The following is a 10,574-nucleotide window of genomic DNA, read 5'->3' as shown; positions in this document are numbered from 1 at the left end:
TACGCGACGCCCGAAGCAGACCGATCCCCGCCTAAGGACAGTCGCGGCGTCCCTCCGGAGGCTGCCGGCCAGCGGCCGGCACTACCGTGCCCGCTTGCCGGAGAGATCCAAGCCTCCCCAGCAACACAGTTGCTACAGGGATGTACTTGCGGCGTGTCCTGCCTGCGTCACCCGTCCCCCTCAAACCACGATCAATGCAGGCGCCACGAACGAACGCTCCTACTTTGCATACTGCCCACCGCAGTCGGCATCCTTGCCCGGTCCCAGCTCGATCGTTGCCAGCAATGCCACCGGCGGTGCGATGCTGCCCAGTGCCAGGGCCACTGCGCCGCGAATACCCAGCGCCTTGAAGTCCGGGCGGAACGACGGGTCCTTGAAGGTGCCGGCGATGTGCAGTGGCGAGCGCAGCACCAGGATGCTCTTGTCCTTCGGGCGTGGCTTCAGCAGCAGGTCGAGGGTTTCGTCGCGCAGGCTGACCGTGCCTTCGCCGATGAGGATCGTATCGGTGGTATCCACCGCCAGTGCCTGGCTGGTCATCAGGCCGTCGCGCACGCCGAAGTCGGCGAAGGCGCAGCGCAGGGGAATCTGCTTGTCGCCGGTCACCAGGAATTTCAGTGATTCGGTGATGTCCAGCCCAGCCAGTTCCATCACCAGGTTGCCGACGTGGCCGCGCCCCATCGCCAGGCCGACCTTGCCGCTGCTGCTGCCCAGCATCGCGGCGATCGAGTTGCCGCGCCCGCTAAGGTCCACTTCGCCGCCGATGCCGCCCTTGGCCTGCTCGGCCAACTTCGCGTCCGGGAACAGCTGGCCCAACTGCACGCCGCGCACGCTGGCCTTCAACGCGGTGCGGATCTGCGGCTGGCGTGCATCCATGTGGATCGTGCTGCGGATATCGCCGCCGGCCACGCCGAAGTTCAGCGGGTCCAGCCGCAGCACGCCGTCATCCAGCAGCAGGTGCGCGTCCATGTCGTCCAACGGCAACGAGGGTGCGTTGATGCGGTGCGCCTTCCAGCGCACGTCGGCGTCCATCGCGCGCAGCTTGCCCAGGTTGTAGGGCGTGTCGGGCAATACCCGGCTGCTGGCGGCGACACGGGCGGCCTGTGCCTTCTGTTCCGCATTCGCGGTTTCGCCGCCGCCGGTCTTCGGTGGTGCTCCGACGAAGCCGGCCAGGTCATCGAAGTCCAGGCGCTTGGATTCCAGCGTTGCGGTCAGCCGTGGACGGTCGCGTCCCACCTCGAACTGCAGATTGCCACCGAGGTCGCTGTCGCCGACCTTGCCGGTGAAGCTGTCGTAGCGCCAGACGTTGTGGTCGCGCTTCAGGCGTCCGTCCAGGGCGTAGGGCGGTGAGGGGGGGATGGCAATGCCGAGCAGCGGGTACAGGTCCGACAGGTCCTGTCCGCTGAGCGCGAACTGCAGGTCGAACATCCGCAGCTGGAACGGATTGGTCAGCGTGCCACTGGCCACCGCGTGGGTAGCACCGGCACGACCGTCGAGGTGGATGCGGAACGGGTGGTCGCTGTCGGTCAGCTCCAGCGGTGATTCGGTTCCGCCCTGCAGGGTGAACGGGTTGCCCTGCCAGTGGCCCTTGCCCTGCACCAGCAGCGGCGGCGAGGCATCGGCCTGTTTCGGTTGGCCACTGCGCACGCCCACGCGGATGTCGGTGCGGCCCAGTGCGTCGAGGAACTGCAGCCGGCCGTCGTCGATGCGCAGGCGCTTGAGCTGCGGGCTTGTCCCGCCGCTGCTGTCCCCCAGGAAATCCCAATTGCCCGGCTCGCCCTTGCGCGGGGCGGTTTCCAGCAGCACGTCGGGCCGGGTCAGGCGCACTTCCGGCAGCTGCACGCTGCCGCGCAGCAGGGGCCACACACGCACGTCGATCTCGACGCGGTCAGCCGTGGCCATGTTCGGCTGCTTTGCCCAGCCGGCGTTGGCGAAGGTGATCGCATCGGCGCGGATCGTGCTGGTGCGGCCGAGGTCGACATCCAGATGGCCGATGTGCAGCGCACGGCCGGTGCGTGCCTGCACCGCGCGTTCGACCGGCCCCTTGAACCAGTTCCAGTCCCACAGCGCGATCAGCACCAGCAGCGCGGCCAGCAGGAAAATCAGTACGGCCAGCCAGCGCCGACCGCGCGGGCCCGGGGGGCGCAGCCAGCGCGACGTACGAGGCGCGGCAGGGGACATGGCAGCATTCACGCCGCCATGGTTGCCCCCTCATCGTGGACGGGGCGCGAAGCGTCCATGTGCATCATGTGCACATGCGGCGCGCAGGTCCGTGTTACAGCACCTGCATGGTCACCGCGACGAAGTGGCAGACGCTGCCGCCGATCACGAACAGGTGCCAGATCGCGTGCGAATAGGGGATCGACTCGCGGTGATAGAAGTAGGTGCCCAGCGTGTATGACAGGCCGCCGGCCAGCAGCCAGCCCAGGGTCCAGCCGTCGATCGAGGCCAGCATCGGCTTGATCGCCACGATCACCAGCCAGCCCATGGCGATGTAGATGCCGGTGGAAAGCGCCTTGAAGCGGCCGGTGTAGAACAGCTTGAACACCACACCGGCCAGGGCCAGGGTCCAGATCGCGGCGAACAGGCCCCAGCCCCAGGGGCCACGCAGGCCGATCAGGGTGAACGGGGTATAGGTGCCGGCGATCAATACGTAGATCGCGCAGTGGTCGAACACCTTCAGGCGGCCCTTGGCGACCGGGTGCTGGATGGCGTGGTACAGCGTGGAGGCGGTGTACAGCAGCAGAAGCGCGATGCCGAATACGATCGCGCCGGCCAGCTGCCAGCCATCGCTGTAGATGGCGGCCAGGGTGATCAGTACCGCACCGGCGCCCAGGGCGAGCACGGCACCGAGGCCGTGGGTCAGGGCGCTGGCGATTTCTTCGCGGATCGAAGCAACGGAAGTCGTGGACATGGCGTAGGCATCGTTCGCGGGGAGGGGGACCCGCACCCCCCTATCATCGCCGCGTTGGGCGGCGCGTGCACGCCGGTCACCGTATGGTCGATGAATCCCTGGGTTGCATGGATGAACCGGCGATTGGTGCTGGGGTCAGAGCCCTTTCCTGCGGAAAGGGATCCGACCCCACGGCTCCGAACGGGCGATCAGTAGATCCACGCCATGCGTGGATAAATGCCGGTAGCACTGGGGTCAGAGCCCTTTCCTGCTGGAAAGGGATCCGCCCCCGTCGCATCAGCCTGCCGAAACGGTATGCGCCGCTTCGCGGGTGGCCGAGAAACGCACGTCCGGCGAGCGTTCCTGCGCCAGCTGCAGGTTGACCCGGGTCGGTGCCAGGTAGACCAGGTGGCCGGCCGCATCCAGTGCCAGGTTCAGCGCATTCTTCTCGCGGAACTCTTCCAGCTTCTTCTCGTTGCTGCAGTGGACCCAGCGCGCGGTGGTCACGCTGACCGGCTCGAAGGTGGCTTCCACGCCGTACTCGTCCTTCAGGCGATAGGCCGCCACGTCGAACTGCAGCACGCCGACGGCACCGAGGATCAGGTCGTTGCTGGTCAGCGGGCGGAAGAACTGGGTCGCGCCCTCTTCGGACAGCTGGGCCAGGCCCTTCTGCAGCTGCTTGAGCTTGAGCGGATCGCGCAGGCGCGCGCGGCGGAACAGTTCCGGGGCGAAGTTCGGAATACCGGTGAAGGTGACTGCTTCGCCTTCGGTGAAGGTATCGCCGATGGAAATGGTGCCGTGGTTGTGGATGCCGATCACATCGCCCGGCCACGCTTCGGCGGCGATTTCACGATCGCTGGCCATGAAGGTCAGGGCGTTGGCCAGCTTCATTTCCTTGCCGGTACGCACGTGGAAGGTCTTCATGCCGGCGCTGAAACGGCCCGAGCAGACGCGCATGAACGCCACGCGGTCACGGTGCTGCGGGTCCATGTTGGCCTGGATCTTGAACACGAAGCCGGTGAGCTTGTTCTCTTCCGGGGCGATCTCGCGGCCGGTGGTGGAGCGTGCCTGCGGCGACGGCGCATGCTCGACGAAGAAGTCCAGCAGCGGCTGCACGCCGAAGTTGTTCACGCCCGAGCCGAAGAACACCGGGGTCTGCTGGCCGGCGCGGTAGGCCTCCAGGTCGAACGGGTGGCTGGCGCCCTGCACCAGTTCCAGCTCGTCGCGCAGGTCGGCCAGCATCTGTGCACCGATCTTCTCGGCCAGGCCGGGTGCATCGATGGACGGGAAGATGGTCGAGTCCTGGCGGGTGAAGTTGCGGCCCGGTTCGTACAGGTGCACTTCGCCGGTGAGCAGGTGCACCACGCCCTTCAGGCGCTGGCCCATGCCGATCGGCCAGGTGACCGGGGCGCACTGGATGCCCAGCACGGTTTCCACTTCATCCAGCAGCTCGATCGGGTCCTTGCCCTCGCGGTCGAGCTTGTTGATGAAGGTCATGATCGGGGTGTCGCGCAGGCGGCAGACTTCCATCAGCTTGATGGTGCGCTCTTCCACGCCCTTGGCCACGTCGATCACCATCAGCGCCGAGTCCACCGCGGTCAGCACGCGGTAGGTGTCCTCGCCGAAGTCGGCGTGGCCGGGGGTGTCGAGCAGGTTGACGATCTTGCCTTCGTACGGGAACTGCATCACCGAGGAGGTGACGGAGATGCCGCGCTCCTTTTCCAGCGCCATCCAGTCGGAGGTGGCGTGGCGGGCGGCCTTGCGGCCCTTGACCGAACCGGCCATCTGGATCGCGCCTCCGAACAGCAGCAGCTTTTCGGTCAGCGTGGTCTTGCCGGCGTCAGGGTGGGAGATGATGGCGAAGGTGCGGCGACGCGACGCTTCGTTGGCGACTTCGGACATGGCAGTGGCGCCCGCCCGGGGCGCTTTTCAAAGAGATAAGCGCCCGATTATACCGGCCGGGGCCGGTCAGCGCCCGGTGCCACCGTCGGCCTCGCCCTGGCGGGCGAACTGCAGCTGGCCCTGCTCGGTGAAGATGCGCGCCGGCACCGAGCGCAGGCCCATGCCGCGGTTGACCTGTACCACGAAGTGCAGATGTGGGGCGCTGCTGTAGCCACTGTTGCCGGACAGGCCGAGGGGTTGCCCGGCTCCCACTGCCTGGCCACGGCGCACGCGCATGCCGCCCGCCTGCAGGTGGCCGTACAGGGCCATGCTGCCGTCGCTGTGCAGCACGCGGATGAAGTTGGCGCGGCCGCCATCGCGTTCGCGGTCCTGGCCGTTGCCACGGAAGCCATCCTGGATCTGCATCACCGTGCCCTCGCGTGCGGCCAGCACCAACGTGCCTTCAGGCAGCGCGAAGTCGACCGCATCGCGGTTTTCCTCGTCATCGTGGCTGAACCGGCCCTGCGGCGCCTGATCCACGCGCAGGCGCGCATCATCGAAGGGCAGGCGGTAGGCCACATCTTCGGCCTGTGCGGCGGGGTTGCCCGGTACCGACTGCAGGCGCAGGTCCAGCATCCGGCCGTTGACCGGCGCGGGGAGGTGGCCGACCACCAGGCTGCTGTCGCCCTGTATCAGTGACTGCACCGGCAGGCCGTCGACCGGGTGCCCGGGGGCCGCGCGCAGTTCGATCTGCAACGGGCCGGCCAGCGTGTTGTCGATGCGGGCCTGCCACTGTTCGCCGATCGGCTGCAGGCGCAGCTGGGCCATCGGAAGGGCCTCCTTCGCGGCCCCTCTCCTCGCGTCGGCGCTGGCGGTGGTGGGCGCCTTCGGCAGCATCCCCCAGCCCTGGCGCCAGTCGCTGGCGCCGGCGGAGGCACTGGCCAGCAGCGGCAGGAGCAGGCAGGTCAAGGGCAGGCGTGGCATCAGCGGATTCAGAAAAATGGACCGCCGGGACTGTACCCGATCCTGAACGGAGCGACCGCGACGCCTCTCGCATACTGAGGATGAAAATATTCATCGCTTTATCCGTATGAAGGGATTGACAGTGCCCGGAAGGGCTGGCATCGTGGCGTCACCATCGAGACCGGCAGAGGGACAGGCCCTTTGAAGCCGGGGCAGCCCGCGGATGCGAAAGCGTCTGCGTAGGTGCCAAATCCTGCGGGGACCGTGGCGTCCACCGAAAGATGGTTCGAACCATGCACCGCACGTGCATCTCGAACGCGAGCTCCGCGAAGGCTCGATGGCCGATTCCCCAACCGGATCCCGCCATGAGCTTCGCTGCCAGTACCGCCGTTCGCCCCGAACCCTTTGTCCCCGTCAGCGTGCCGGTCGAAGACCGCGTGCACGCCGAGCGCGGTGAGTTCGCCGCGGTGCTGTCGATGCGTCATGCCGGCCCCAGCCCGGTGCGCCTGCGCTACGAGTGGGTCGGCCCGGCCAACGCGCCGGTGGTGGTGCTGGCCGGCGGCATTTCCGCGCATCGCCATGTGGCCTCCAACCCGCAGTTCAGCGAGAAGGGCTGGGCCGAAGAGCTGGTCGGCAGTGGCCGCACGCTGGATCCGCAGCAGCTGCGCGTGCTGGCGTTCGACTTCATCGGGGCTGATGGTGCGCTGGACGTGCCGATCGATACCGCCGACCAGGCCGATGCGTTGTCACTGCTGCTGGATCATCTGGGTATCCGCACGCTGAAGGCCTTCGTCGGCTATTCGTATGGTGCGCTGGTCGGCCAGCAGTTCGCGATCCGCCATCGTGCCCGCGTGCGCCAGCTGGTGCTGGCCAGCGGTGCGCATCGCCCGCACCCGTATGCCGCCGCCTGGCGTGCCTTGCAGCGCCGCGCCGTCGCACTGGGCCAGCTGCAGTGCGGTGAAGATCACGGCCTGGCGCTGGCCCGGCAGTTCGCCATGCTCAGCTACCGCACCCCGGAAGAGTTCGGCGAGCGCTTCGACGCCGCGCCGGAAGTGATCAACGGCCGCGTGCGCGTCGCCGCCGAAGACTATCTCGATGCAGCCGGTGCGCAGTACGTCGCGCGCACACCGGTGACCGCCTACCTGCGCCTGTCCGAATCGATCGACCTGCACCGCGTCGACCCCGCCGCGATCCTGCCGCCGACCGTGGTGGTGGCCGTGGAAGGTGACCGCCTGGTACCGCTGGCCGACCTGGTCGGCCTGGTCGAGGGGCTGGGGCCGCGCGGCAGCCTGCGCGTGCTGCGCTCGCCCTACGGCCACGACGCCTTCCTCAAAGAAACCGATCGCATCGACGCGATCCTCGCCACCGCCTTCCGCACCTCTGGAGAGTCCGCATGAGCCTGCACGCCAACGAGCCGTCCTGTAGCCGCACCACTGCCGCCGTCCGTGCGGGCATCGATCGCGACACCGCGCATGGCGCGGTCACGCCGCCGATCGTGCTGTCGTCGAACTTCAGCTTTGAAGGCTTCGGCAACAAGCGCCAGTACGACTACACGCGCAGTGGCAACCCGACCCGCGACCTGCTGGGGGAAGCGCTGGCCGAGCTGGAAGGCGGCGCCGGCGGCGTGATCACCGCCACCGGCATGGGCGCGATCAACCTGGTGCTGAACGCACTGCTGCAGCCAGGTGACACCCTGGTGGTGCCGCACGATGCATACGGCGGCAGCTGGCGCCTGTTCAATGCGCTGGCAAAGAAGGGGCATTTCGAACTGGTCACCGCCGACCTGACCGATCCGCGCGCGCTGGCGCAGGCGCTGGCCACCCAGCCGAAGCTGGTGCTGGTGGAAACCCCTTCCAATCCGCTGCTGCGCGTCACCGACCTGCGCTTCGTCATCGATGCCGCGCACAAGGCAGGTGCCCTGGTTGTGGTCGACAACACCTTCCTGTCGCCGGCTCTGCAGCAACCGCTGTCGTTCGGTGCGGATCTGGTACTGCACTCCACCACCAAGTACATCAATGGCCACAGCGATGTGGTGGGCGGCGCTGTGGTTGCGCGCGATGCGGAACTGCACGAGCAGCTGGTGTGGTGGGGCAACGCGCTGGGCCTGACGGGTTCGCCGTTCGATGCGTTCCTGACCCTGCGCGGCCTGCGCACGCTGGATGCGCGCCTGCGCGTGCACCAGGAGAACACCACTTCGATCGTGGCGCTGCTGGACCAGCATCCGGCGGTCGGCCGCGTCTATTATCCGGGCCTGGCCGATCACCCGGGCCACTCCATCGCCGCCCGCCAGCAGAGTGGTTTCGGCGCGATGCTGTCGTTCGAACTGGCTGACTGCGAAGGTGATGATCCGCATGCCGCAGTGCGTGCCTTTGTCGATGGCCTGCGCTGTTTCACCCTCGCCGAATCGCTGGGCGGTGTTGAAAGCCTGGTCGCGCATCCGGCCACCATGACCCATGCGGCGATGACCGCCGAAGCGCGTGCCGCCGCCGGCATCAGCGAAGGCCTGCTGCGCCTGTCGGTGGGCATCGAGGCCGAGCGTGACCTGCTGGCCGACCTGGGCGCCGCGCTGCAGCGCGCCGAAGCGGTGATCGATGCGGCTGCACGCCGCAAACAGGTGGTGGATGCATGAGCGCGCTCGCCGCTGAAATTCCTGCGCTGGGCGTGGGACGCCTGGCGCTGCTCGGCACCGGCACGGTCGGCTCGGCCTTCGTGCAGCGTTACCAGGCATTGCGGGCGCGTGGGCTGGAACTGCCCAGCGTGCAGTGGCTGGCCAATTCACGCACTGCGCTGGAAATCGATCGTGACCTGGCGTTGCCGCTGGAGCTGGCACGACGTGCACCGCGCGATGGGCAGAGTTCGCCGCCGTGGGCGAGCGCCGAGGGGCTGGAGCGTGGCGATGTTGTGGTCGACGCCACCGCCAGCGAAGACGTGGCCGCGCGCCACGTGCAGTGGCTGGCGCGCGGCGTGCACGTGGTGACCGCCAACAAGCTGGGCCGTGGTGCGCAGCTGGCACGCGCGCAGGCGATTGCCGAAAGCTGCGCCGACAGTGGCGCGCGCTATGGCGACAGCGCGACGGTCGGCGCGGGCCTGCCGCTGCTGAGCAGCCTGCGTGCGCTGGTGGCCGGTGGCGATCACATCCATGCCATCGAGGGTGTGCTGTCCGGTTCGCTGGCCTGGCTGTTCCATCGTTACGACGGCCAGTCGCCGTTCTCGGCGGCGGTGCGCGAGGCGTTGGCGGCCGGCTACACCGAGCCCGATCCGCGCCTGGACCTGTCCGGCGAAGACGTGCGGCGCAAGCTGCTGATCCTCGCCCGCAGCAGTGGCCTGGCGCTGGATGCCGCGCAGGTGCAGGTGGATTCGCTGGTGCCAGCGGCGCTGGCGGCGTTGCCGCTGGAGGAAGCGGTGGGCGCGCTGGAACAGCTGGACGCGCCGTTGCAGGCGCGCTGGCAGCAGGCGCGCGACAACGGCCGCGTGCTGCGTTTCGTTGGCCGTGTTGATGGCGAGGGCGCGCAGGTGGGCCTGCGTGAGCTGCCTGCGGATCACCCGCTGGCGCAGGGTGCAGGCACCGACAACCGCGTGGCCATCCACAGTGATCGCTACCAACGCCAGCCGCTGTTGATCCAGGGACCGGGTGCGGGGGCGGAAGTCACCGCCGCCGCGCTGCTGGATGATGTGTTGCGGATCGTGGGTTGAGGGGTCGCCGGGCATGGCCCGGCGCTACCCGTGCCGATCCTGGTAGCGCCGGGCCATGCCCGGCGGACGGAAAACCTCAGCGCGCCTTCAGCGCCTTCAACAACGCGCTGTTGAACTGCTTCGGATCCTGCACCTGCGGCGAATGCCCCAGTTCGGCGAACTCGACCAGCGTTGCGCCGGGAATCGCTGCGGCCGCAGCCTTGCCCAGCAGCGGGTAGTTACCCAGCGTCGCCTTCACCTGCGGCGGCGCCAGGTCGCGGCCGATCGCGGTGCGGTCCTTCTGGCCGATGAACAACGTGGTCGGCACCTGCACGTTCTTCAGTTCGTAGACCACCGGCTGGTTGAACACCATGTCCGAGGCCAGCGCCTGGCTCCAGGCAACGGCCTGCTTGCCCGGGCCTTCGTACATGCCCGACTGCATGCGTGCCCACGGCTCGTAGGCCGGCTTCCATCTGCCGTCGTAGTACACCTCCAGCTGGTAGCGGCGGATGCTGTCATAGCTGATGTTCATTTCGCCGGCGTACCACGCATCCACGCTGCGCCAGGGCACGCCCAGCGCCTTCCAGTCTTCCAGTCCGATCGGGTTGACCAGCGACAGGCTGCGCAGGTCCTGCGGGTACATCAGCGCGTAGCGCACCGCCAACATGCCGCCCATGGAGTGGCCGACCAGGTGTACCGGAACATCCCCCAGCTGCAGTTGCTGCAGCAACGCATGGGTGTTGGCGGCCAGCTGCGCGAACGAGTACTGGTAGCGCTCGGGCTTGCTGGACTTGCAGAAGCCCACCTGGTCCGGGGCGATCACCCGGTAGCCGGCGGCGATCAGTGGCTTGATCGATTCCTTCCAGGTGGCCGCACAGAAATTCTTGCCATGCAGAAGCACCACGACACCGACCGGTGCCTTCTTCGGCGCGATGTCCAAGTAGGCCATTTCCAGCGACTGCCGCTGCGACTCCAATGCGAAGGTCTTCACCGGATAGCCGTAGTCGAAGCCCTCCAGGCGTGGCCCATAGGTGGGCGCGGCGAGGGCGGACAGCGGAAGGCAGGCAAGCAGGGCGGCAGCGATCACGCGCATGGGGCGGTCCTGGGTACGGGAGCCCCGAGCCTAACCGGAACGCAGTGACGGTGTCGTCCGACCGGGTAGAGCCAA

8 protein-coding genes and 1 riboswitch are annotated in these 10,574 nt (G+C 67.9%); of the genes, 3 read left to right on the top strand and 5 right to left on the bottom strand.

Annotated features, from left to right (window positions below):
• Nucleotides 1-219: 219 nt before the first annotated feature.
• From AC5P88_RS15740 to AC5P88_RS15725, 4 genes are all read right to left on the bottom strand, one after another.
• Complete coding sequence (locus AC5P88_RS15740; protein ID WP_428993040.1) at nt 220-2,178, bottom strand: AsmA family protein; 1,959 nt, start codon at nt 2,176-2,178, stop codon at nt 220-222.
• Nucleotides 2,179-2,272: 94 nt separating this feature from the next.
• Complete coding sequence (gene trhA, locus AC5P88_RS15735; protein ID WP_010482744.1) at nt 2,273-2,911, bottom strand: PAQR family membrane homeostasis protein TrhA; 639 nt, start codon at nt 2,909-2,911, stop codon at nt 2,273-2,275.
• A gap of 276 nt (nt 2,912-3,187) precedes the next feature.
• The gene (locus AC5P88_RS15730; RefSeq protein WP_495225463.1) at nt 3,188-4,792 is read right to left on the bottom strand and encodes a peptide chain release factor 3; all 1,605 of its coding nucleotides are present in this window, start codon (nt 4,790-4,792) and stop codon (nt 3,188-3,190) included.
• A gap of 66 nt (nt 4,793-4,858) precedes the next feature.
• Complete coding sequence (locus AC5P88_RS15725) at nt 4,859-5,755, bottom strand: M23 family metallopeptidase (protein ID WP_495225462.1); 897 nt, start codon at nt 5,753-5,755, stop codon at nt 4,859-4,861.
• Nucleotides 5,756-5,903: 148 nt separating this feature from the next.
• Nucleotides 5,904-6,022: riboswitch (SAM riboswitch) on the top strand.
• Between the two features lie 77 nt (nt 6,023-6,099).
• Between AC5P88_RS15725 and metX the strand changes: the two genes are divergently transcribed.
• From metX to AC5P88_RS15710, 3 genes are read left to right on the top strand one after another with little or no spacing between them, the layout of a single operon-like run.
• Nucleotides 6,100-7,131, top strand: a complete 1,032-nt coding sequence (gene metX, locus AC5P88_RS15720; protein WP_495225461.1) for a homoserine O-succinyltransferase MetX — start codon at nt 6,100-6,102, stop codon at nt 7,129-7,131.
• On the top strand, nt 7,128-8,363 hold the full coding sequence (locus tag AC5P88_RS15715; RefSeq protein ID WP_495225460.1) for an O-succinylhomoserine (thiol)-lyase: 1,236 nt from the start codon (nt 7,128-7,130) through the stop codon (nt 8,361-8,363). The genes metX and AC5P88_RS15715 overlap by 4 nt, the downstream gene beginning before the upstream one ends.
• Nucleotides 8,360-9,427 (top strand): homoserine dehydrogenase family protein, encoded by a 1,068-nt coding sequence (locus tag AC5P88_RS15710; RefSeq protein WP_049428101.1) that lies wholly within the window; start codon nt 8,360-8,362, stop codon nt 9,425-9,427. The genes AC5P88_RS15715 and AC5P88_RS15710 overlap by 4 nt, the downstream gene beginning before the upstream one ends.
• Before the next feature lie 76 nt (nt 9,428-9,503).
• On the opposite strand, the gene AC5P88_RS15705 is transcribed toward AC5P88_RS15710, so the two are convergent.
• Entirely contained in the window at nt 9,504-10,499 is a 996-nt protein-coding gene (locus tag AC5P88_RS15705; RefSeq protein WP_495225459.1) for an alpha/beta fold hydrolase, read from the bottom strand.
• Nucleotides 10,500-10,574 lie beyond the last annotated feature (75 nt).

The organism is Stenotrophomonas sp. YJH_SMC_8 (assembly GCF_059371315.1).
The sequence above is the reverse complement of the archived record's forward strand: the minus strand, read 5'-3'. Positions and strand labels throughout refer to the sequence as shown.

Bases quoted from the DNA above. Each gene is read 5' to 3' on its own strand.
- AC5P88_RS15740 (WP_428993040.1), bottom strand. From the start codon at position 2,178: ATGTCCCCTGCCGCGCCTCGTACGTCGCGCTGGCTGCGCCCCCCGGGC.
- trhA (WP_010482744.1), bottom strand. From the start codon at position 2,911: ATGTCCACGACTTCCGTTGCTTCGATCCGCGAAGAAATCGCCAGCGCC.
- AC5P88_RS15730 (WP_495225463.1), bottom strand. From the start codon at position 4,792: ATGTCCGAAGTCGCCAACGAAGCGTCGCGTCGCCGCACCTTCGCCATC.
- AC5P88_RS15725 (WP_495225462.1), bottom strand. From the start codon at position 5,755: ATGCCACGCCTGCCCTTGACCTGCCTGCTCCTGCCGCTGCTGGCCAGT.
- metX (WP_495225461.1), top strand. From the start codon at position 6,100: ATGAGCTTCGCTGCCAGTACCGCCGTTCGCCCCGAACCCTTTGTCCCC.
- AC5P88_RS15715 (WP_495225460.1), top strand. From the start codon at position 7,128: ATGAGCCTGCACGCCAACGAGCCGTCCTGTAGCCGCACCACTGCCGCC.
- AC5P88_RS15710 (WP_049428101.1), top strand. From the start codon at position 8,360: ATGAGCGCGCTCGCCGCTGAAATTCCTGCGCTGGGCGTGGGACGCCTG.
- AC5P88_RS15705 (WP_495225459.1), bottom strand. From the start codon at position 10,499: ATGCGCGTGATCGCTGCCGCCCTGCTTGCCTGCCTTCCGCTGTCCGCC.